Origin of the sequence: Pseudomonas sp. VI4.1 (genome assembly GCF_002029345.1) — a bacterium.
Lineage (GTDB): Bacteria > Pseudomonadota > Gammaproteobacteria > Pseudomonadales > Pseudomonadaceae > Aquipseudomonas.
In genome coordinates, this window is the sequence record NZ_MULM01000181.1 from 71,426 (window position 1) to 92,502 (window position 21,077).

A 21,077-nucleotide genomic window follows, 5' to 3' on the forward strand; every position below is an offset into this window, starting at 1 on the left:
ACCCAGTCTCTTTACTGAATTTGATGGCCCCATCGCGGGCAAGCCCCGCTCCCACAGGTCTATCGGTTGACCATAAATCTTTGGCCAAACCAAAAACCTGTGGGAGCGGGCAAGCCCGCGAAGAGGCCGGAACAGACGCCGGAATATCCAGCGCCGAACACTTACTCAGCCGTCGAAGGCTTCTCCCAAAGATTAACCCCGCCCTCTTGGGCAAACCGGTCAATCTCCGCCAACTCCTGCGCGCTGAAGCTCAGATTCTGCAACGCCCCGACATTCTCGATAATCTGCTCCGGCCGGCTCGCGCCGATCAGTGCCGAGGTCACTCGTGGGTCGCGTAACGTCCAGGCCAACGCCAACTGCGCCAGACTCTGGCCACGACGCTGGGCGATTTCATTCAATGCACGCACGTGAGCGATATTGGCTTCGGACAAGTGCGACGCCTGCAACGAACCACCGCCCGGTCGGTTGACCCGCGCATCGGCGGGTACGCCATTGAGGTATTTGTCGGTCAGCAATCCCTGCGCCAGCGGCGTGAAGGCGATGACGCCCGTCCCGAGTTCATCGGTGGTGTCCAACAGGTCCTTTTCTACCCAACGGTTGAGCAGGTTGTAAGCAGGCTGGTGAATCAGCAACGGTACTTTCCACTCTTTGAGCAGCGCCGCCATTTCACGGGTTTTCGCCCCGGAATACGACGAGATGCCAATGTACAGCGCCTTGCCCTGCTGCACCGCGGTGGCCAGTGCGCTGGCGGTTTCTTCCAGCGGGGTATCCGGGTCGAAGCGGTGGGAATAGAAAATATCCACGTAGTCCAGGCCCAGGCGCTGCAGGCTCTGGTCCAGGCTGGCCAGCACGTACTTGCGCGAACCGCCGCCCTGGCCATAAGGGCCGGCCCACATGTCCCAACCGGCCTTGCTCGAGATGATCAATTCGTCACGGTACTGCTTGAAGTCTTCACGCAGCAAACGACCGAAATTGATCTCGGCGCTGCCGTACGGCGGGCCGTAGTTGTTGGCCAGGTCGAAGTGGTTGATGCCCAGGTCGAAAGCCGTGCGCAACAAGGCGCGCTGGGTGTCGATCGGCGTGCTGTCGCCGAAGTTGTGCCACAGGCCCAGGGACAGTGCAGGCAGCACCAGTCCGCTGCGTCCCACGCGGCGGTAAGGAATGGAGTCGTAGCGGTTTTCGGCAGCGGTGTAGGTCATCGAATCCTCTCTTGTGTGTCTTGAAGTTGGTATCGACTGCATCGCAAGTTGGCCAGCATACGCCCAGACAAACGCCGATAAACCTCGGACTCGAGAAATAGCTGAAACGTTTCACGACCGGTGAGAGCGCAAACGCCGCGCCTTGCGACGCCTATGCTCTAGGACAGACGCTGGTTGGGGAGGCGGTATTGATGACGTGCGCTTGCTGGCACCGCAGTGACCCCAATCGCGAGCAGGCTCGCCCCCACAGGGATCGCGGTGATCGTCGTGGGAGCGAGCCTGCTCGCGAAAGCGGCCTCAAAGGCAGCACCCATCTGAAGGGAGGAAACACACCATGCACACCACCATCATCATCTTCTTCGGCCTGGTCCTGCTGGCGCTGATGCTGTTCATCGGCGAACAAATCGGCTTCAGCCGCCAGACGCTGACCTACAGCTTCATCGTGCTATGGCTGGCGCTGACGATGATCAACGGCGCCATCGGCGTGGTCACCGCCGGCCAATCCGTCACCACGGAACTGGTGGTCGGCAGCATTGTGTTTGGCGTGCCAGTGGCGGCGCTGGTGTTGTTCATGGTGTTGAGCACTGACACCTGAACAATCCAGCCCCGCCGCCCGGGGAATCAACGCACCAAATGCAAGAACTGCATGTGCCGCTCGTACTGGTCGAGGATGTCGTTGATGACCTGCTCCTTGGTGTAACCCACCAGATCGTAGTCCTGACTGCCTTCGCTCAAATGCACTTCGGCCCGGTAGTAACGACGGTTGTTGAGCTCCTTGGAGCCCATGCCGCCACGGGCGAAAGACGGCGTGAAATAGCCACGCATCTGCACCTGATAGATAAACGGATGCTGCTCGCCATGACCGATTTCCAGGCTGACGCTGTCGTTGGCCGGATCGGGCTGGGCGACGACGTGCAACCCCTTCTCGACGAACACCGCAGTCACTTCTTCAATCGCCGGACGCACCGTCGTCTCGAGGAAACGGTAAACCTCATCCCGCGACGGGAAATGCACCGCCTGACTCAAGCGCTGACGCCACCCGCCACGGCGCGAGCCAGAGACCGGTGCCAGGGAATGCAACTGCGCGATCTGCTTCTGCGATTCCAGATAGAACGCCTTGTGCAGCCCCCACATCATCAACAGCAGAATCAACGAGAACGGCAACGAGGTCAGCACCACCGCTGACTTCAGGGCATCGATGCTGCCGGAGAACAGCAGCGCACTGGTCACCAGTGCGGTCATGGCGCCCCAGAACACCCGCAACCATTTCGGCCCGTCTTCATCTGGATTGCCGCCCTTGGCGGACAGCGTCGACAGCACCACGGTGCCGGAGTCGGCCGAGGTGACGAAGAACACGAAGCTGATGAACACCGTGACCGCGATCACGGTTTTGCTCCACGGATAGGTTTCCAGCAGCAGGTAGAGCGTCATCGATGGATTGTCGACGGCCGACATGCCCAACGCGCTCATCCCGTGATTGAGCACCTGATCGATCGCGCTGTTGCCGAAGATCGACATCCAGGCCAGGGTGAAACCCAGCGGAATCAGCAGCACGCCGAAGACGAATTCACGGATGGTCCGGCCCCGGGAAATCCGCGCGATAAACAGGCCCACGAACGGCGACCATGCAATCCACCAGGCCCAGTAGAACACCGTCCAGCCGCCCAGCCAGTCACTGGGTTTGTCGTAGGCATAGAGGTCGAAACTCTTCATCGGCAAGGCGCCGAGGTAGTCGCCGATGTTCTGGATCAGCGTGTTGAGCAAGTGCTGGGTGGGCCCGGCAAACAACACGAACAGCAGCAGCGCACAGGCCAGCAACATGTTGATGTCCGACATCACTCGCACGCCTTTATCGACGCCGGACACGGCCACCAGGATCGCCGCGCCCATCATCAGCGTGATCAGGCCGACCTGAACCCACTGGGTGTGAGCGATGCCGAACAGGTAGTCCAGTCCCGAGTTGAGGTGCAATACGCCAAAGCCCATGTCGGCGCCGAGGCCGAATACCGTGGCGATGATGCCGAAGCCGTCCACCGCGTAACCGATCGGGCCGTTGATGCGCTTGCCGATCAGCGGATAGAGCGCCGAGCGCAGGGCCAGCGGCAGGTTGTGACGATAGGCAAAGTACGCCAGCGCCATGCCGACGAAGGCGAACACGCCCCAGCCGTGCAGGCCCCAGTGCAGAAACAGAATCTGCATCGCCTGACGCGCCGCGTCCGCCGTACCCGCCTCACCCTGAGGCGGTTGCGCCAAATGGGTCAGCGGTTCGGACACACAAAAGAAAAACAGCGTGATGCTGATGCCGGCAGCGAACAACATGCCGGCCCAGGACAGGTAACTGAATTCGGGTTCGTCGTGGTCGGCACCGAGCTTGATCTTGCCGTAGCCGGACAAGGCGGTGACCACCACGAAGACCAGATACAGGGTCATCGCGAGCATGTAGTACCAGCCGACCGTGTTGGCCGCCCAGTTTTGCGCCGCCAGCAACCAGGCACCGGCTTGTTCGGGCATGGCAATCACGACGATGCCGAACAGCAGAATGAAACTCGCCGAAAAGTAGAACACCGGCGGGTTCATGCGGACCTGGCCGCTTGGAGGAAGGGACGATGCACTCATGAAAGATGCACCTCTCGGGGGTGGAGCAAGGCAATCAGTAACGGACTCGGCAAAGGCAAGCCTCCTGTTGTGAGCGGGCAGCAAACCGGCGGTTTAACTTGAATGAGCGTTCAAGTTAAACATAAATAGGTTGCTAAGGACTAATCGCAGGGCTCGGCGGTGGTGTTGATACGCTAGCTCAAGGATGGGTATGACGCGGGGGTGGGGGGATTCGTTCAGCGGGAAATCAGCTAAATGCCTTATCTCGGTTCGGCTTGAGACCATTCGCTGGCAAGCCAGCTCCTACAGGTTTTGTGGCGTACGCAAATTCCGTGAACACAAATACCCCTGTAGGCGCTGGCTTGCCAGCGAAGGCGGCGTCATGACCAATAAAGATGTCGGCCCTTACTTCTGCGTCCCATCATCATGCTGCAAATTCGCCTGAGTCAGGTTGCTCCCCGCCGGCACGCTGCGGGTCAGCCAGACGTTGCCGCCAATGGTCGAGCCCTTGCCAATGGTGATCCGCCCCAGGATGGTCGCCCCGGCATAGATCACCACGTCATCCTCGACAATCGGATGGCGCGGCTGCCCCTTCTGCAACTGACCGTCCTCATCCGCCGGGAAGCGCTTGGCGCCCAGGGTCACGGCCTGATAAATCCGCACACGCTCGCCGATGATGGCGGTCTCGCCGATCACCACGCCCGTCCCATGATCGATGAAGAAGCTGCGACCGATCTGCGCCCCCGGATGGATGTCGATACCGGTGGCGGAGTGGGCGATTTCCGCGCTGATCCGCGCGAGCAGCGGCAGCCCGGCGCGATACAAATGATGGGCAAGGCGATGGTGAATCACCGCCAGGATGCCCGGGTAGCAGAGCAACACTTCATCGACGCTGCGCGCTGCCGGGTCGCCGTGGTAGGCCGCCAGCACGTCGGTGTCCAAAAGACTGCGCAAGCCCGGCAGGGCGAGGGCGAAGTCCTGGATGATCTGAATGGTCCTGGCTTCGACTTCAGTCTCGGCCGTGGCGCCGTGGCGGGCGGCGTAGCGCAGTTCCAGTCGCGCCTGAGCCAACAACGCATTCAATGCCACGTCCAGCGTGTGGCCGACATAGAAGTCTTCGCTCTCTTCGCGCAGGTCCACCGGCCCCAGGCGCATCGGAAACAACGCACCACACAAGGCTTCCAGGATCTCCGCCATGGCCGCTCGGGAAGGCAACTCCCGACCGCCCTGCTCGCCGCTGGCGCGACCGTTTTGGGCACGCCATTCGTCACGCGCCGAACGCAGCTGACTGACGATGGTCTGCAATTGCCAATGGCTGGAACGCTCGCTCACGGTAAAAACTCCTCATGGGCGGCCGGACTGTCTGGCCGCGCTGACGGCGATTACTTTACGCAAGGTCTGGACGACGATTAAGAACCAATTGTGCTGAATCAAACACTTTTGGCTATAAGCGATTGGCGGTTGCCCCGATAAATAGGCGTGCCTATAGTCCTGAGATCTTTTCCCTGTAGGAGCGAGCTTGCTCGCGAAAAACTCGAACCCGCTGCGGGGTGTCAGGCTTATCGCGTTATCGTTAGCGACCATCGCGAGCGAGCTCGCGCCTACCTTCTTGCGCCAGTATGGAAACCATGATCAAACAACAGCTCGCCCGTTTTGACCGCCTCGATCTGCTCGGCCACCCCACGCCACTGGAAAAACTCGAACGCCTGTCGACCTGGCTGGGCCGCGACCTCTACGTCAAACGCGATGACCTGACGCCGCTGGCCATGGGTGGCAACAAGCTGCGCAAGCTCGAATACCTGGCGGCCGATGCCCTGGCACAAGGCGCAGACACGTTGATTACCGCGGGTGCGCTTCAGTCCAACCATGTGCGCCAAACCGCCGCCGTTGCGGCCCGGCTGGGTCTGGGCTGCGTGGCACTGCTGGAAAATCCTCTGGGCACCGACGACGCCAACTATGTCGGCAACGGCAATCGGCTGTTGCTGGATCTGTTCGATGCCAAGGTTGAGCTGGTAGAAAACCTGGATAACGCCGACGAACAGTTGGAGGCGTTGGCCGCACGCCTGCGCAGCAACGGCAAAAAGCCGTATCTGGTGCCGATTGGCGGCTCGAATGCATTGGGCGCCTTGGGTTATGTGCGCGCCGGGTTGGAACTGGCCGAGCAGATCAAGGACACCGGCATCACCTTCGCCGCTGTGGTGCTGGCCTCGGGCAGCGCCGGCACGCACAGTGGCCTGGCGCTGGCATTGAGCGAAGCACTGCCGCAATTGCCGGTGATTGGCGTCACGGTTTCGCGCAGCGATGAAGATCAGCGACCGAAGGTCCAGGGCCTCGCCGAGCGGACGGCGAAGTTGTTGGAAATGAGCTTGCCTGCGAGTTTCAAAGTCGAACTGTGGGACGAATATTTCGGCCCACGCTATGGCGAGCCGAATGCCGGGACACTGGCGGCGGTAAAGCTGGTGGCGAGCCAGGAAGGTTTGCTGCTCGACCCGGTTTATACCGGTAAAGCCATGGCCGGGTTGTTGGATGGGATTGGGCGCCAGCGTTTTGATGAGGGGCCGATTATCTTCCTGCACACCGGTGGGGCGCCGGCGTTGTTTGCCTATAAGGATTTTCTGTAACCGAAGCTTATGATCAGCCTGCGGCAGCTCCTACGGGTGTACTCCGCTCCATGTAGGAGCTGGCGCAGGCTGCGATCTTTCTGAAGCCGCCATATATTCTAAAAAAGAATAATAAAATTTATATTTATTATTTTCCAATCTAAAAACCTCATCATATAGTCGCGCCGCAGGCGAATTTGAAACAAGACGCATAGACTGCTTTAGGGCAGGATATCGCAGTCGTTCAAATCCCGAATTTGCCAACTTTCCTAAAGCGTCTTCATAAGAAAACACAGGGGCTTGTCATGAATTTTTCCGCATTACGTCGAAACCTGCTGGTCGGTTCGCTCGGCCTGGCACTCAGCGCCGGCCTGTTGGGGCAAGCGGTTGCCGGGGAGCAGCTGCAGAAAATCAAGGACGCCGGCGTGATCAACGTGGGTCTGGAAGGCACTTACCCTCCGTTCAGTTTCGTCGACGCCGACGGCAAACTGGCCGGCTTCGAAGTCGAGTTCTCCGAAGCCCTGGCCAAAGAGCTGGGCGTGAAGGTCAAACTGCAACCGACCAAATGGGATGGCATTCTCGCCGCCCTGGAATCCAAGCGTCTGGACGCCGTGGTCAACCAGGTGACCATTTCCGAAGAGCGCAAGAAGAAGTATGACTTCTCCGAGCCGTACACCGTTTCCGGGATTCAGGCGCTGGTTCTGACCAAGAACAAAGACACCATCAAGACCGCCGCCGATCTGGCCGGCAAGAAAGTCGGTGTAGGCCTGGGCACCAACTACGAACAATGGCTCAAGGAGAACCAACCGAAAGCCATCATCAAGACCTATGACGATGATCCGACCAAGTTCCAGGATCTGCGCGTCGGCCGCATCGACGCCATTCTGATCGACCGCCTCGCCGCACTGGAATACGCCAAGAAGGCCAAGGACACTGTCGCCGCCGGCGAAGCGTTCTCCCGTCAGGAAGCCGGTATTGCCCTGCGCAAAGGCGAGCCTGAGTTGCTGGCGGCGGTGAACAAAGCCATCGACAAGCTGCGGGCCGACGGTACGCTGAAAAAGCTTTCGGAAAAGTACTTCAGCGCTGACGTCACTCAATAATGGAAGAAGCTTTCCAACTCGCACTGGACTCCTTGCCCTTCCTGCTCAAAGGGGCCTACTACACGGTCATCTTGAGCCTGGGCGGGATGTTCTTCGGCCTCATGCTGGGCTTCGGCCTGGCACTGATGCGACTGTCGCGCTTCAAGCTGGTGAGCTGGATCGCCCGCATCTACGTGTCGTTCTTTCGCGGCACGCCGTTGCTGGTACAACTGTTCGTGATCTATTACGGCTTGCCGCAGTTGGGCATGGAACTCGATCCGCTGCCGGCGGCCCTGATCGGCTTCTCGCTGAACATGGCCGCTTACGCCTGTGAAATCCTGCGTTCCGCGATCAGCTCCATCGAGCGTGGTCAGTGGGAAGCTGCCGCCAGCATCGGCATGACCCGTGCGCAGACCCTGCGCCGGGCCATCATCCCGCAAGCGATGCGCACCGCATTGCCGCCGCTGGGCAACAGCTTCATTTCGCTGGTCAAGGACACTGCGCTGGCCGCCACCATCCAGGTGCCGGAGCTGTTCCGCCAGGCGCAGCTGATCACGGCACGCACCTTCGAAGTGTTCACCATGTACCTTGCCGCCGCACTGATCTACTGGGTTCTGGCCACGGTGCTCTCGCACCTGCAGAACAAGTTGGAAGAGCGGGTCAATCGGCACGACCAGGAGTCCTGACCCAATGATTGTCGTGGAAAAACTGACAAAGCAGTTCAAGGGTCAAGTGGTGCTCAACGGCATCGATCTGCAAGTGAAGGAAGGTGAGGTGGTGGCGATCATCGGGCCTAGCGGCTCGGGTAAAACCACCTTCCTGCGTTGCCTGAATTTCCTGGAGGAACCCACCAGCGGCCGGATCAAGGTCGGTGACATCGAGATCGATGGCAGCCGTCCGCTGAACCAGCAGCAAGGCCTGGTGCGACGGTTGCGCCAGCACGTGGGTTTCGTGTTCCAGAACTTCAACCTGTTCCCTCATCGCACCGCCCTGGAAAACGTTATCGAAGGCCCGATCATCGTAAAGAAGATCCCGCACGCCGAAGCCGTCGCCCTGGGTAAAAAGCTGATGGCCAGGGTCGGTCTGGCGGGCAAGGAAGACGCTTACCCGCGCCGCCTGTCCGGTGGCCAGCAACAGCGTGTGGCCATTGCCCGCGCACTGGCGATGGAGCCGGAAGTGATTCTGTTCGACGAACCCACCTCGGCCCTCGACCCCGAGTTGGTGGGCGAAGTACTGGCGACCATCCGCAGCCTGGCCGAAGAGAGACGCACCATGGTCATCGTCACCCACGAAATGGGGTTCGCCCGGGACGTGGCCAACCGTGTGGTATTTTTCGATAAAGGGGTGATCGTCGAGCAAGGCGAAGCCAAGGCATTGTTTGCCAATCCGAAAGAAGAACGGACGAAACAGTTTCTCAGCAAGTTTCTGAATAACGCTCACTCCTGAAACACCCGCGCAATACGGGTCGACTTCCATGGATGGAAGTCCCTTCCCCCTTCAATAAAATCCCCCGTTACTTAATAGCATGTGTCCGCACAACCTATGATTTGTTGTCAGCGTGCGCGATACAAATATATGCCCTGTCACAGATTGCCCCCCTCTAATACTCTGAAAAACGAATGGGCTGACAGACGTACAGCCACCACCTCACCTCAATAGACCGGGCGCTTTGACAGGTATGTTCGACGGATTGACGTGGCTTATTAACTTCAACGCGTAGGAACTTTCTGAATTACTCGAGATTGGGTATTTGACTAAACCGCTCTATTGACACGTATTCAAGCGCACTCTTATCTAGTCCCAACAATTGATTTTCACCACGCCCAATCATTATTTCAATTCAAGTAATGAACGGTTTTGCTGTTCGGACTCCGCATTTTTGATTTTCAGAAATGGACTTCGTTGCAAGACTTCAAGGAGAACCCATGAAAAGCCTCTCGAACAAACCCGAACTGGCTGTGCCGTCCCTGGCGCAATCACACAAGAACGGCATCAACATCACCTCGGCGGCTCACCTGCTGGTCGACGTGGCGCCCTATCCCGGCATGGATGAAGGTGACCTGATCGAACTGTTCTGGGACAACTGCTACGTGGCCTCCAGGGTGCTGAGTGCCCATGATGTCGGCCACACCGTCAGCCTGCGAGTGCCGCAAAGCTTTATTGCCAACGGTGTTTCACGCATCCACTACCGGCTCATGCAAGTCGGGCAAGGAGCAGCCCTGTCACCCGCCGTGCGCGTCCAGATCAAACTCGACTGCCCCGGTGGCCAACCCCCCGCAATGTTCGCCGACGAAAACCAGTGCCTGGCGCCAGTGAGCCTCCCCGAGACCATTCGCCGCCAGGGAGTCAATGCGAATCAGATCAAGCGCGGCGTCCCGGTGACCATCGAGCCGTACCTGAACATGGCCGCCGACGACGAAATCACCCTGCGCTGGGGCGATGTGCGCATGGACCTGCCAAGGCTCAGGGCGGGCGACGTCGGCCAGCCGATCCAGGTCTGGGTGCCACCGGCAATCATTCTTGAAGCCGGGGAAGACCTTCGGCTGGAGGTGACGTACTGCATCCTCGATCGGGTCGGTAACAACTCGCGCTGGGCACCGCCGCGCCGGTTGAAGATTGGTTGTGCGAACCCGTACTTGAAGGCCCGGCCGAAGGAACTGCTCATGGCGGCCGAAGCCCGCAAACACTGAGATCCCCAGTAGGAGCGAGCTTGCTCGCGATGGACCCAAGAGCGCCGCGTTTAGCCAGTAAACATGCGTTATCGTTAACGACCATCGCGAGCAAGCTCGCTCCTACAGGGATATGTAATAGCTCTTCTATCTATATTCCTAAAAGTTAGTTTATTTTATTTTTATACACGCTTAGGGTATATGCACCGGACCACCGGACATTCTTGTTTTTACTTCGTCGCAACCATCGCGGCGTTCCATGAGATGTGAGGTAGGTATGATCCGGAACACAATCACCCCAGTGCAGATCGCCAGGGCATTGCGTGCAGCCAAGGAGCGGCACTGATGTCCAGTCTGGCAGAAGCAACCCTCCAGAGTGATCTGGATATCGCCCCCCTGTTGTTGCCCGCGCAGGTTTTGCGCAACGATGCACAAGCCATCAAGGCCGCCCATGAACTGGCGCAGGTCGCCCGCCTGCAGGCAGCCAGGCGTGACCAGCAGCGCAAGCTGCCGTGGTCGGAAATCGAACAGTTCACCCGCAGCGGCCTGGGCAGCATTGCCATCCCTCGCGAGTACGGTGGCCCGCAGGTTTCGTTCGTGACTGTCGCCGATGTGTTCGCGATCATTTCCGCGGCGGATCCGGCACTCGGGCAAATCCCGCAGAACCAGTTCGGCATCCTCAACCTGGTGCTTGGCAGCGCCACCGAATCACAGAAAAAGCAGCTGTTCAAAAGCGTGCTCGAAGGCTGGCGGGTCGGGAATGCCGGACCGGAACGCGGCACCAAAAACACCCTGGAAATCAAAGCGCGGATCACCGCCGACGGCGATGGCTTCGTCATCAACGGCCAGAAGTTTTATTCAACCGGCGCCCTGTTCGCCCACTGGGTCGCGGTCAAGGCGCTGAACGACAATGGCAGGCAAGTGCTGGCCTTCGTCCGCCGCGGCACACCCGGTTTGCGCATCGTCGATGACTGGTCCGGTTTCGGTCAGCGCACCACCGCCAGCGGCACGATTTTGCTCAACAACGTGCGGGTCGACGCCGAACTGGTGGTAGAGACCTGGAAGATCAACGACAAGCCGAACATCCAGGGCGCAGTCTCGCAATTGATCCAAGCGGCCATCGATGCCGGTATCGCCCGGGGCGCTATCGACGACGCCATCGAATTCGTGAAAACCCGCGCCCGGCCCTGGATCGATGCCAATGTCGACAGGGCCAGCGATGACCTCTACGTGATCGCCGACATCGGCAAACTGAAAATCGAACTGCACGCCGCCGAAGCGCTGCTGCGCAAGGCCGGGCAAGTGCTCGATCAGGTCAACGCCGCACCACTCACTGCCGAATCCGCCGCCCGCGCCTCGATAGCCGTGGCCGAAGCCAAGGTGCTGACCACCGAGATCTCGCTGCTGGCCAGCGAAAAACTCTTCGAACTGGCCGGCAGCCGCGCCACCCTCGCCGAATTCAACCTCGACCGCCACTGGCGCAATGCTCGCGTGCACACCCTGCACGACCCGGTGCGCTGGAAATATCACGCCGTCGGCACTTACCACTTGAACGGCACTTTACCCGCGCGCCACTCCTGGATTTGAAGACCGGAACCCTTTTGACCAGATCTCTGGAGAAACACATGACTTTTTCTCACCACGTCGCGGTCATAACCAGCGATGAGCAAGCCCTGATTGTCGCCAGTGACCTGGCCGAAGATTTCAAACGCGACAGCGCCCTGCGCGACCGCGAACGGCGTTTGCCACACCCGGAACTGGAAGTGTTTTCCCGCTCGGGCCTGTGGGGCATCAGCGTGCCCAAGGAATACGGCGGTGCCGGCGTTTCCAATGTCACGCTGGCCAAGGTGATCGCGCTGATTGCGCAGGCCGACGGTTCTCTTGGACAAATTCCGCAGAACCATTTCTATGCCCTCGAAGTGCTGCGCGTGAATGGCAGCGCCGAGCAGAAAAAACGTCTGTACGCAGAAGTATTGGCCGGTCAACGCTTCGGCAATGCCCTGGCCGAACTCGGCACCAAAACCGCCCACGACCGCGTTACCCGCCTCACTCGCGACGGTGAGGGTTACCGCATCAACGGCCGCAAGTTCTACGCCACCGGCGCCATTTACGCCCAACGTATCCCGACCTCGGTGGTGGATGAACACGGCGTGCAGCAACTGGCTTTCGTGCCCCGCAACAGCAAAGGCCTGACGGCCATCGACGACTGGAGCGGTTTCGGCCAGCGCACCACCGGCAGCGGTTCGGTGGTCTTTGAAGACGTCTTTGTCGCCGCCGAAGACGTGATCCCGTTCCAGAGCGCTTTCGAGCGTCCGACCACCGTCGGCCCGCTGGCGCAGATTCTTCACGCCGCCATCGATACCGGCATCGCCCGCGCCGCCTATGAAGATGCGTTGCACTTCGTGCGCACCAGGACCCGGCCGTGGATCGATGCCGGCAACGACAACGCCACCGAAGACCCCCTGACCCTCAAGAGCTTCGGTCACTTGAGCATTCGCCTGCACGCCACCGAAGCGCTGCTGGAACGCGCCGGCGAATTCCTCGACAAGGCCCAGGCCCAGACTGACGCACAGACCGTCGCCGCCGCGTCGATTGCCGTCGCCGAAGCCCGGGCCATCAGCACCGAAATTTCTCTTGCCGCCGGCAGCACGCTGTTCGAATTGGCCGGCAGTCAGGCCACGCTGGCCGAACACGGCCTGGATCGCCACTGGCGCAACGCTCGGGTGCATACCCTGCACGACCCGGTGCGCTGGAAGTATCACGCCGTCGGCAACTACTACCTCAACGATGAAAACCCGCCGTTGCGGGGGACCATCTGAATGGCCACGCCGCAAACGAGCAAAAAAAAAGATCCTGCTCAATGCCTTCAACATGAATTGCATCGGGCACATCAACCATGGCCTGTGGACGCATCCACGGGACAACTCCACCCAGTACAAAACCATCGAATACTGGACCGAACTGGCACAACTGTTGGAGCGCGGGCTGTTCGACGGGCTGTTCATCGCCGACATCGTCGGGGTGTACGACGTCTACCAGCACTCGGTGGACGTGCCGCTGCAAGAGTCGATTCAGTTGCCGGTCAACGATCCGCTGCTCCTGGTCTCGGCCATGGCCGCCGTCACCAAAAACCTCGGCTTCGGCCTGACCGCCAACCTGACCTACGAAGCGCCGTACCTGTTCGCCCGGCGGATGTCGACCCTCGATCACCTGAGCCGCGGTCGGGTCGGCTGGAACATCGTCACCGGCTACCTCGACAGCGCCGCCAAGGCCATGGGCCTGAGCGAACAGGTCGAGCACGACCGTCGTTACGACCAGGCCGACGAGTACCTGCAAGTGCTCTACAAACTCTGGGAAGGCAGCTGGGAAGACGGCGCGGTGCTCAACGATCCAAAGCAACGGATCTACGCCCAACCGGAGAAAGTGCACAAGGTCGAGCACAAGGGCGAGTTCTATCAGGTCGAGGGTTATCACCTCTGCGAGCCCTCGCCGCAACGCACGCCGGTGCTGTTCCAGGCGGGCAGTTCCGATCGCGGTTTGCAGTTCGCCGGGCGCCATGCCGAGTGCGTGTTCATCAGCGGCCAGAACAAACCATCGACCAAGACCCAGGTGGACAAGGTTCGCGCCAGCGCGGTCGAGGCCGGACGCAACCCCGGGGACATCAAGGTGTTCATGGGGCTGAATGTGATTGTCGGCGCCACTGAAGAGCAAGCCTGGGCCAAGCATGCCGAGTACCTGAGCTACGCCAGTGCCGAGGCCGGGGTGGCACATTTCTCGGCGTCCACCGGGATTGATTTTTCCCAGTACGCGATCGATGAGCCGATCCAGTACGTCAAAAGCAACGCCATCCAGTCCGCCACCAAAAACCTGCAAAACAACGACTGGACCCGACGCAAGTTGCTCGAACAACACGCCCTCGGCGGGCGCTACATCACGGTGGTGGGTTCGCCTGGGCAAGTGGCCGATGAGCTGGAATCGTGGATCGCCGAAACCGGGCTCGATGGCTTCAACCTGACGCGGATTGTCACCCCGGAAAGCTACGTGGATTTCATTGAGCTGGTGGTTCCGGAGTTGCAGCGTCGAGGGTCGTACAAGACGGCTTACGACAATGGCTCTTTGCGGGAAAAGCTGTTTCACGAAGGGGCGCATCTGCCTGTGCAACATACCGGTTCAACGCACCGCCGCTAAAAGCTTCGCTGGCAAGCCAGCTCCTACACAGGGTCTGCGAACGCCATAGATCCCCTGTAGGCGCTGGCTTGCCAGCGAAGAGGCCCGCCCAAACACCCAAAATTTATGCACTGACTGGAAACCCCACCATGACCAAGACCTACCTCTCCCACCCAGTCAAAGCACTGGCCCTGGCCCTAGGCCTCTTCAGCTCCACCCTCTTCGCCGCCGACGCGCCGCTGAAAGTCGGCACCACCGCCGCCTTCGCCATCCCCCTCGAAGCCGCCGTCGAAGAAGCCAAGAAACAAGGCCTGCAAGTCGACCTGGTGGAATTCAGCGACTGGATCGCCCCCAACGTCAGCCTCGCCGCCGGCGACATCGACGTGAACTACTTCCAGCACATCCCGTTCCTGGAAAACGCCAAGGCCGCCGCCGGTTTTGACCTGGTGCCCTTCGCCCCGGGGATCATCAACAACGTCGGCCTCTACTCGAAAAAATACAAAAGCTTCGACGGGCTGCCCGAAGGCGCCAGCGTGGCCATCGCCAACGACCCGATCAACAGCGGGCGTGGCCTGCAACTGCTGGCCAAGGCTGGCTTGATCACACTCAAACCGGGGGTCGGCTACAAGGCCACCGAAGAAGACATCGTCGCCAATCCGAAGAAAATCAAAATCCTTCAGGTCGAAGCCGTGCAACTGGTGCGCGCCTACGATGACGCCGACCTGGTCCAGGGCTACCCGGCCTACATCCGCCTGTCGAAGACCTTCGATGCCGGCTCTGCCCTGCTGTTCGACGGCCTCGATCACAAGGAATACGTGATTCAGTTCGTGATCCAGCCGACAAGCAAAACCGACCCGCGCCTGATCAAGTTCGTCGACATCTACCAGCATTCGCCAGTTGTTCGCGCAGCCTTGGACAAAGCCCATGGCAAGCTCTACCAAGCCGGTTGGGAAAGCTGAACATGACGGCCGCGATCCAACGGCGACTGAAGATTCCAGAGCCCCGCCCAATCCCGGAGCATGTCGAACAGACCGAACTGCACCCGGACCTTAATCGCGCCCACGTGCGCTTCATCGGCCTGGGCAAAACCTACAACGGCCAGCAAGGTCCTGTGGCGGCATTGCACGGCATCGACCTGGCGATCCAGCGCGGTGAAGTGTTCGGCATCATCGGTCGCAGCGGCGCCGGCAAGTCGTCGCTGATCCGCACCATCAACCGCCTCGAACAACCGAGCACCGGGCGGGTGCTGATCGATCAAGTCGATATTGGCGAGTTCGATGAAGACCGCCTGGTGGCGTTGCGTCGACGGATCGGCATGATCTTCCAGCACTTCAACCTGATGTCGGCCAAGACCGTCTGGCAGAACGTCGAATTACCGCTGAAAGTGGCAGGGGTACCCAAAGAAAAACGCGAGCAGAAAGTCCGTGAATTACTGGACCTGGTAGGCCTGCAGGAAAAGCACAAAGCTTATCCGGCGCAGCTGTCAGGCGGGCAGAAACAGCGTGTCGGCATCGCCCGGGCGCTGGTACACGATCCGGCGATTTTGCTGTGCGACGAAGCGACTTCAGCGCTGGATCCGGAGACCACGCAATCGATCCTCGGCCTGCTGCGCGAGATCAATCAACGCTTGGGCCTGACCATTGTGCTGATCACCCATGAGATGGCGGTGATTCGCGATATCTGCGACCGGGTCGTGGTGCTGGAGCATGGACGAATCGTCGAGCAAGGGCCGGTATGGGAAGTGTTCGGCAACCCGCAGCATGAGGTCAGCAAGACGTTGCTGGCGCCGTTGCAACACGCACTGCCGGAAGAATTGCAAAGCCGGTTGCGCTCGCAGCCAACGTCCGCCGAGGACGCCGTGGTGCTGCGACTGCAATTCACCGGAGCAGCGCATGAGGAACCAGACGTGGCCGCACTGTTCAGCGCCCTCGGTGGTCGCGTGCGCTTGCTGCAAGGTGGCATCGAACGGATTCAGGGCCATGCCCTCGGGCAATTGCTGCTGGCAGTAACCGGTTCGTCCCTCAGTGCCGAAGAATTACGTCAGCGCGCGGGCCATTGGGCGCAACAGGTGGAGGTGTTGGGTTATGTGGTTTGATCGCTTGCTGCAAGGTTTCATCGACACCTTCCTGATGGTCGGTGTGTCTTCGTTGATTGCGCTGCTGGCGGGCATTCCCTTGGCTGTGATCCTGGTGACGAGTTCCAAAGGTGGCATCTACGAAGCACCGGCGCTGAATCGCGCATTAGGCGCGTTCGTGAACCTGTTTCGCTCGATTCCGTTTTTGATTTTGATGGTGGCGCTGATTCCGTTTACCCGGCTGATTGTCGGCACCACTTACGGTGTCTGGGCCGCTGTCGTGCCGCTGACCATTGCCGCCACACCGTTCTTTGCACGTATTGCCGAAGTCAGCTTGCGCGAAGTCGACCACGGGCTGATCGAAGCAGCGCAGGCGATGGGGTGCCGGCGTTGGCATATCGTCTGGCATGTGCTGTTGCCTGAAGCGTTGCCGGGGATTGTCGGGGGGTTCACGATTACCTTGGTGACCATGATCAACTCCTCGGCCATGGCCGGGGCGATTGGGGCCGGTGGGTTGGGCGACATTGCCTATCGGTATGGCTATCAGCGATTTGACAGCCAGATCATGTTGACGGTGATTGTGTTGCTGGTGGTGTTGGTGGCATTCATTCAATTGGGGGGCGATAGATTGGCGCGAGGTTTGAACAAGCGTTAAGCAAAGATCAAAAGACCCCAGCCTGCGGCAGTTCCTACATCAATCCCGTTCACCGGTGGATTGGCCCCTACAAAACCGGACACCAACTCCCTGTTGAATTAATGCTGCTGCCAAGCGCCTGAACTCCCTCGGTGATCGACAGTTTAAGGCGCTGTGCGGGTGCTGCTCGTTGTAATGCTCGAAGGCCATTATCAGGTTACGCAACACCGTTTCTCGATCCGGCTTGGGCCTGTGCGCCACGTAACCGCAATTGATCGTTTTCACGAAGCTCTCGACCAACTTTTATAATCAATTGGATGCCTGACAAGTCCAAATCATGCTAATCCACTGTCATTGTTGACAGTGGATAACATCGAAAAAATAAACAACATTAACGATGAGAACAGTGATTGCATTGACCATGCAAATGGTCCAGGGCATCAACTAAAAACGCCAACCAGATTTTTAGCATTAATCCACACGAGGGATCGTGTCATGTCAGTACTCTGTTGCCCAGCCATCTCCGTCCCGGAGCACACTATCGACATGGAGCGAACGCTGGAACTTGCCCGGCAACTTCATCCCGACCATGAAAACTTATCGCTAATCTTGCGCCTGATAAAAAATACCGGCGTCAAGAAGCGGCACTTGGTGCAATCGATTGAAAAAACGCTACATCACCCGGGCTTCGAAGAGCGCAATCTCACTTACGTCCACGAAGCCAAAAAGCGACTGCCGGCGGTGATTGAAACAGCGTTAAAAAATGCGCAAGTGAGCGCTGAGCAAATCAATGCGATCATTTTCGTGTCATGCACAGGTTTCACCATGCCCTCGCTTACTGCCTGGATCATTAATAATCTGGGCTTTCGCAATGACACCCGACAGCTGCCTATCGCGCAACTTGGATGCGCTGCAGGAGGGGCAGCAATCAGTCACGCCCATAATTTTTGCCAAGCTTATCCCGAAGCGAATGTACTGATTGTTGCCTGCGAACTTTGCTCATTATGCTACCAACCTTCCGACCTGAATATCGGCAATCTGCTGTCAAACGGTTTGTTCGGCGACGCCTTGGGTGCTGCAGTAGTCCGCGGCCAAGGGGGGCGTGGAATGCTACTTGAACACAACGGATCGCGCCTGGTGCTGGGCACAGAAGACTGGATCAGTTATGCGGTCAAGAATACTGGTTTCCACTTCCAACTGGACCGGCGAGTTCCGGGAACCATGGAGCAGCTAGCCCCCCAATTGCGCGCCATGGCCGCTGTTCACGACTGGAACGTTGAGAAATTGGACTTTTATATTATTCACGCTGGCGGCCCCCGGATACTTTCCGACCTGTCGCACTTTTTGCAGGTCGACCTCGACTTATTCGAACACAGTCAAGCCACCCTCACCGAGTACGGCAACGTAGCTTCCGTTGTTGTTCTTGATGCATTACGTCGTCAATTCGTTGCGGGGCTGCCCGATGGATCACGCGGAATTATCGCCGGATTCGGCCCCGGCATTACCGCCGAAATTGTCCTGGGCACATGGCAGGGCAATGGCCTCGCCCAATAAAACACCGAGGAGAACATCATGAGCTATCAACAAAAACAAACTGCTTATCCGTTGACTATCGGCGGCGACATGATCGTCAACCGCCTTGGATATGGCGCCATGCACCTGACCGGTTACGGCATGTGGGGCGATCCCGACGATCCGGAAAAAGCGGTCAGGCTGCTGCGGAAAGCCGTCGAGCTTGGCGTCAACTTCATTGATACTGCAGACTGCTATGGGCCGGGAAATAATGAACAGATCATTCGTCGCGCCTTGCATCCTTATGCAGACGACTTAGTGATATGCACTAAAGGAGGCCTGCTCCGCTCCGGCCCTAAAGACTGGATACACGGCGAACCGGGCGCCCCCTACATTGTTCCCTGCGGACGACCTGCCTATTTGCGGCAACAGGTAGAACTGAGTCTGCGAAACCTGGGTATGGAGCGTATTCCGCTGTACCAGCTCCATAGCATCGACCCCTGCGTGCCGCTGGCAGACCAATTAGGTGAGCTCGCCTCCCTCCAGCAACAGGGAAAAATCCGTCACATCGGATTGTCCGGGCAACCCGGAGTATCCATTGCTCAACTTCAAGAGGCTCAACAGATAGTCGATATCGTCGCCATAGAGAACCTGTACAACCTCGCGGATCGAACCGACGATGCAACGCTAAAATACGCAGAGAAAAATAACATCGCTTACATCCCCTGGTTTCCGCTGGGACACGGCGGTCTTGTCGGCCCGGATAACGTACTTTCTCCGATTGCAGAGCGCTTTGGCGCATCACCCTCGCAACTTGCCCTGGCATGGTTGCTCCATAAATCCCCGGCGACAGTACTCATTCCTGGAACTACGACAATTAAACACCTGGAAGAGAATATAAAGGCAACTGATATTCAATTGAGCACTGACGACTTGGCTGCTATTGAAAGCGCCGTTGACGCAGCACATCCGCCAACCTGGCGACCTGAACATTAAGCAACGCCCTTTTTAAAAAAAACCGATAGCAGGAGCATCACTATGTCAGGCACGCACCCTAATGCAGAAATACTGCGCACAATCTATGCTGACCTAAGCTGTATCGACCAGTATGTCGATGACGATGTCATCCTGCACACCGCTAGCCGGGAGATACCGGGACATATAAGAAATGTAATCGGGAAAAAAGCGGTTTTGGAAAAGGAACTTGAACTGATCGAGTTGACCAACAATACGCTGGTCATGGACGTGAAAGATATCACCGCGAATGATCACTTCGGGGCAGTCTTTGGCATGTTACGCATTTTTATAAAAGGCCAACATCACGAAATGCCTTTCTGCGGACTATGGCGGTTCCGCAACGGCCGCATTGTGGAGCATTGGGAAAATGCCTATGACGCAGCCAAGCTTAACCATTATTTTTAAGCTCGCTGTCAGACTGGATTTCAGTACCCGGAAGAGAGTTGATACAATGCCGGCAGATAACCCACTCACGCCAAGCGCCCAACCTCTCATGGCACTTGTGACAGGGTTTTGGGCGTCAAAAGTCCTGGTAGCTGCCAAATCTGTTCACTGATCTTTCCGGGTCCGGTGGCATCACTGTTGTTGAATTTTCCCGACACTACAAGATTCAAGCGCGCCCAGCCGAAATGCTGTTGACTGCTTGTGCCGCGCAGGGACGGCCTGATCAGCCATGCGGGCCGATTCATGCGGCAATAACATCGAGGTTTCCAGCGCGCGGCAAAAGGTGCAAGGATCTATTAAAGCCCTATAGTGGTCACTTGATTTTTCTATTGCGAATGGCTGCCATGAAACAGACTCCCTCCGACCTCGAGCAGATTACTTCCACCACCCTGGGCCATTACAATTCGGTGGCCGAAGGGTTTCGCGAGGGCACCCGCGATCACGATGTCAGCCAGAACATCGATGCCCTGTTGCGGCATATTCAGGGTGAGGCGCCGTTCGACATTCTTGACTTTGGCTGTGGGCCCGGGCGTGATTTGCAGACGTTCACGCGCATGGGCCATACCGCTGTCGGGCTCGATGGATCGGAGAAGCTTGCGCAGATGGCGCGCGAGGACAGCGGTTGCGAGGTCTGGCAGCAGGACTTTCTGAAACTCGATTTGCCGGCTGAACGTTTCGACGGGATTTTTGCCAATGCAGTGCTGTTCCACATTCCGCGGCAGGAGTTGCCACGAGTGTTGAAGGAACTGCGTGGGGCGTTGAAACCGGGTGGTGTGTTGTTCAGTTCCAATCCGCGTGGGGACAATCAGGAGGGGTGGAACGGGCCGCGTTATGGGGCGTATCACGATCTTCAGGCGTGGCAGCAATTGCTGACCGAGGCGGGGTTTGTCGAGCTGGAGCATTACTACCGGCCGGCGGGGTTGCCGCGGGAGCAGCAGCCTTGGTTGGCGAGTGTTTGGCGTAGATCTGTGTAGTCAGTTCTGACGCCTTCGCGAGCAAGCCCGCTCCCACAGTTGACCGGGTTGTCCAGACGGATGCGAACCAACTGTGGGAGCGGGCTTGCTCGCGAATAGAGCGCGCAGCGCTC

19 protein-coding genes and 1 pseudogene are annotated in these 21,077 nt (G+C 58.6%); 16 read left to right on the forward strand and 4 right to left on the reverse strand.

All coding sequences use genetic code 11. The features are described from left to right. Positions 1-161: 161 nt before the first annotated feature. The gene (gene mgrA, locus BZ163_RS29480) at positions 162-1,199 is read right to left on the reverse strand and encodes an L-glyceraldehyde 3-phosphate reductase (protein ID WP_128873847.1); all 1,038 of its coding nucleotides are present in this window, start codon (positions 1,197-1,199) and stop codon (positions 162-164) included. A gap of 334 nt (positions 1,200-1,533) precedes the next feature. On the opposite strand from mgrA, the gene BZ163_RS29485 reads away from it, so the two are divergent. Further along, positions 1,534-1,794: a hypothetical protein gene (locus tag BZ163_RS29485; protein ID WP_128873848.1), complete on the forward strand. Its 261-nt coding sequence runs from the start codon at positions 1,534-1,536 to the stop codon at positions 1,792-1,794. Positions 1,795-1,820: 26 nt separating this feature from the next. Here BZ163_RS29485 and betT read toward each other — a convergent pair whose 3' ends face one another. Together betT and epsC are read right to left on the reverse strand one after the other, a co-directional pair. Further along, positions 1,821-3,776, reverse strand: a complete 1,956-nt coding sequence (betT, locus tag BZ163_RS29490) for a choline transporter BetT (RefSeq protein WP_168187421.1) — start codon at positions 3,774-3,776, stop codon at positions 1,821-1,823. Between the two features lie 423 nt (positions 3,777-4,199). Further along, positions 4,200-5,126 carry a serine O-acetyltransferase EpsC gene (gene epsC, locus BZ163_RS29495; protein WP_128873850.1) on the reverse strand — a complete coding sequence of 309 codons (927 nt, stop codon included), beginning with the start codon at positions 5,124-5,126 and terminating at the stop codon, positions 4,200-4,202. A 296-nt stretch (positions 5,127-5,422) separates the two neighbouring features. On the opposite strand from epsC, the gene BZ163_RS29505 reads away from it, so the two are divergent. The 11 genes from BZ163_RS29505 to BZ163_RS29555 all read left to right on the forward strand — a co-directional run bounded on the left by BZ163_RS29505 (position 5,423) and on the right by BZ163_RS29555 (position 17,038). Beyond that, on the forward strand, positions 5,423-6,415 hold the full coding sequence (locus BZ163_RS29505) for a D-cysteine desulfhydrase (RefSeq protein ID WP_128873851.1): 993 nt from the start codon (positions 5,423-5,425) through the stop codon (positions 6,413-6,415). A gap of 284 nt (positions 6,416-6,699) precedes the next feature. Continuing rightward, positions 6,700-7,494, forward strand: a complete 795-nt coding sequence (gene tcyJ, locus BZ163_RS29510) for a cystine ABC transporter substrate-binding protein (RefSeq protein WP_128873852.1) — start codon at positions 6,700-6,702, stop codon at positions 7,492-7,494. Beyond that, the gene (gene tcyL / locus BZ163_RS29515) at positions 7,494-8,159 is read left to right on the forward strand and encodes a cystine ABC transporter permease (protein WP_128873853.1); all 666 of its coding nucleotides are present in this window, start codon (positions 7,494-7,496) and stop codon (positions 8,157-8,159) included. Before tcyJ ends, tcyL begins: the two co-directional genes overlap by 1 nt. A 4-nt stretch (positions 8,160-8,163) precedes the next feature. Continuing rightward, positions 8,164-8,919, forward strand: a complete 756-nt coding sequence (gene tcyN / locus BZ163_RS29520; RefSeq protein WP_128873854.1) for an L-cystine ABC transporter ATP-binding protein TcyN — start codon at positions 8,164-8,166, stop codon at positions 8,917-8,919. A gap of 479 nt (positions 8,920-9,398) precedes the next feature. Beyond that, positions 9,399-10,163, forward strand: coding sequence for a hypothetical protein (locus BZ163_RS29525; protein ID WP_128873855.1), 765 nt, complete (start codon positions 9,399-9,401; stop codon positions 10,161-10,163). Between the two features lie 324 nt (positions 10,164-10,487). Beyond that, positions 10,488-11,729 (forward strand): SfnB family sulfur acquisition oxidoreductase, encoded by a 1,242-nt coding sequence (locus BZ163_RS29530; protein ID WP_128873856.1) that lies wholly within the window; start codon positions 10,488-10,490, stop codon positions 11,727-11,729. A 38-nt stretch (positions 11,730-11,767) separates the two neighbouring features. Continuing rightward, on the forward strand, positions 11,768-12,961 hold the full coding sequence (locus BZ163_RS29535) for an SfnB family sulfur acquisition oxidoreductase (protein WP_128873857.1): 1,194 nt from the start codon (positions 11,768-11,770) through the stop codon (positions 12,959-12,961). Beyond that, positions 12,930-14,330: an LLM class flavin-dependent oxidoreductase gene (locus tag BZ163_RS29540; protein ID WP_128873858.1), complete on the forward strand. Its 1,401-nt coding sequence runs from the start codon at positions 12,930-12,932 to the stop codon at positions 14,328-14,330. Before BZ163_RS29535 ends, BZ163_RS29540 begins: the two co-directional genes overlap by 32 nt. Positions 14,331-14,458: 128 nt before the next feature. Then, positions 14,459-15,268, forward strand: coding sequence for a MetQ/NlpA family ABC transporter substrate-binding protein (locus tag BZ163_RS29545; protein ID WP_128873859.1), 810 nt, complete (start codon positions 14,459-14,461; stop codon positions 15,266-15,268). A 2-nt stretch (positions 15,269-15,270) separates the two neighbouring features. Then, the gene (locus tag BZ163_RS29550; protein WP_128873860.1) at positions 15,271-16,404 is read left to right on the forward strand and encodes a methionine ABC transporter ATP-binding protein; all 1,134 of its coding nucleotides are present in this window, start codon (positions 15,271-15,273) and stop codon (positions 16,402-16,404) included. After that, a complete protein-coding gene (locus tag BZ163_RS29555) occupies positions 16,394-17,038 on the forward strand; it encodes a methionine ABC transporter permease (protein WP_128873861.1) in 645 nt (214 codons plus the stop codon). Before BZ163_RS29550 ends, BZ163_RS29555 begins: the two co-directional genes overlap by 11 nt. Before the next feature lie 39 nt (positions 17,039-17,077). On the opposite strand, the pseudogene BZ163_RS29560 reads toward BZ163_RS29555, so the two are convergent. After that, a pseudogene (locus BZ163_RS29560) lies at positions 17,078-17,317 on the reverse strand (integrase core domain-containing protein); the annotation flags it as partial. Between the two features lie 195 nt (positions 17,318-17,512). On the opposite strand from BZ163_RS29560, the gene BZ163_RS29565 reads away from it, so the two are divergent. The 4 genes from BZ163_RS29565 (at position 17,513) to BZ163_RS29580 (ending at position 20,964) form a co-directional block, all read left to right on the forward strand. Then, a complete protein-coding gene (locus BZ163_RS29565) occupies positions 17,513-18,571 on the forward strand; it encodes a type III polyketide synthase (RefSeq protein ID WP_128873862.1) in 1,059 nt (352 codons plus the stop codon). A gap of 18 nt (positions 18,572-18,589) precedes the next feature. After that, complete coding sequence (locus BZ163_RS29570; RefSeq protein ID WP_128873863.1) at positions 18,590-19,525, forward strand: aldo/keto reductase; 936 nt, start codon at positions 18,590-18,592, stop codon at positions 19,523-19,525. Between the two features lie 42 nt (positions 19,526-19,567). Next, entirely contained in the window at positions 19,568-19,951 is a 384-nt protein-coding gene (locus tag BZ163_RS29575) for a nuclear transport factor 2 family protein (RefSeq protein ID WP_128873864.1), read from the forward strand. 383 nt (positions 19,952-20,334) lie between these two features. Continuing rightward, positions 20,335-20,964: a bifunctional 2-polyprenyl-6-hydroxyphenol methylase/3-demethylubiquinol 3-O-methyltransferase UbiG gene (locus tag BZ163_RS29580; RefSeq protein ID WP_128873865.1), complete on the forward strand. Its 630-nt coding sequence runs from the start codon at positions 20,335-20,337 to the stop codon at positions 20,962-20,964. Positions 20,965-21,077 lie beyond the last annotated feature (113 nt).

What these genes read in the sequence shown, in the direction of transcription:
- mgrA (WP_128873847.1), bottom strand. Translation starts at nt 1,199, where the DNA reads ATGACCTACACCGCTGCCGAAAACCGCTACGACTCCATTCCTTACCGC.
- BZ163_RS29485 (WP_128873848.1), top strand. Translation starts at nt 1,534, where the DNA reads ATGCACACCACCATCATCATCTTCTTCGGCCTGGTCCTGCTGGCGCTG.
- betT (WP_168187421.1), bottom strand. Translation starts at nt 3,776, where the DNA reads ATGAACCCGCCGGTGTTCTACTTTTCGGCGAGTTTCATTCTGCTGTTC.
- BZ163_RS29505 (WP_128873851.1), top strand. Translation starts at nt 5,423, where the DNA reads ATGATCAAACAACAGCTCGCCCGTTTTGACCGCCTCGATCTGCTCGGC.
- tcyJ (WP_128873852.1), top strand. Translation starts at nt 6,700, where the DNA reads ATGAATTTTTCCGCATTACGTCGAAACCTGCTGGTCGGTTCGCTCGGC.
- tcyL (WP_128873853.1), top strand. Translation starts at nt 7,494, where the DNA reads ATGGAAGAAGCTTTCCAACTCGCACTGGACTCCTTGCCCTTCCTGCTC.
- tcyN (WP_128873854.1), top strand. Translation starts at nt 8,164, where the DNA reads ATGATTGTCGTGGAAAAACTGACAAAGCAGTTCAAGGGTCAAGTGGTG.
- BZ163_RS29525 (WP_128873855.1), top strand. Translation starts at nt 9,399, where the DNA reads ATGAAAAGCCTCTCGAACAAACCCGAACTGGCTGTGCCGTCCCTGGCG.
- BZ163_RS29530 (WP_128873856.1), top strand. Translation starts at nt 10,488, where the DNA reads ATGTCCAGTCTGGCAGAAGCAACCCTCCAGAGTGATCTGGATATCGCC.
- BZ163_RS29535 (WP_128873857.1), top strand. Translation starts at nt 11,768, where the DNA reads ATGACTTTTTCTCACCACGTCGCGGTCATAACCAGCGATGAGCAAGCC.
- BZ163_RS29540 (WP_128873858.1), top strand. Translation starts at nt 12,930, where the DNA reads ATGAAAACCCGCCGTTGCGGGGGACCATCTGAATGGCCACGCCGCAAA.
- BZ163_RS29545 (WP_128873859.1), top strand. Translation starts at nt 14,459, where the DNA reads ATGACCAAGACCTACCTCTCCCACCCAGTCAAAGCACTGGCCCTGGCC.
- BZ163_RS29550 (WP_128873860.1), top strand. Translation starts at nt 15,271, where the DNA reads ATGACGGCCGCGATCCAACGGCGACTGAAGATTCCAGAGCCCCGCCCA.
- BZ163_RS29555 (WP_128873861.1), top strand. Translation starts at nt 16,394, where the DNA reads ATGTGGTTTGATCGCTTGCTGCAAGGTTTCATCGACACCTTCCTGATG.
- BZ163_RS29565 (WP_128873862.1), top strand. Translation starts at nt 17,513, where the DNA reads ATGTCAGTACTCTGTTGCCCAGCCATCTCCGTCCCGGAGCACACTATC.
- BZ163_RS29570 (WP_128873863.1), top strand. Translation starts at nt 18,590, where the DNA reads ATGAGCTATCAACAAAAACAAACTGCTTATCCGTTGACTATCGGCGGC.
- BZ163_RS29575 (WP_128873864.1), top strand. Translation starts at nt 19,568, where the DNA reads ATGTCAGGCACGCACCCTAATGCAGAAATACTGCGCACAATCTATGCT.
- BZ163_RS29580 (WP_128873865.1), top strand. Translation starts at nt 20,335, where the DNA reads ATGAAACAGACTCCCTCCGACCTCGAGCAGATTACTTCCACCACCCTG.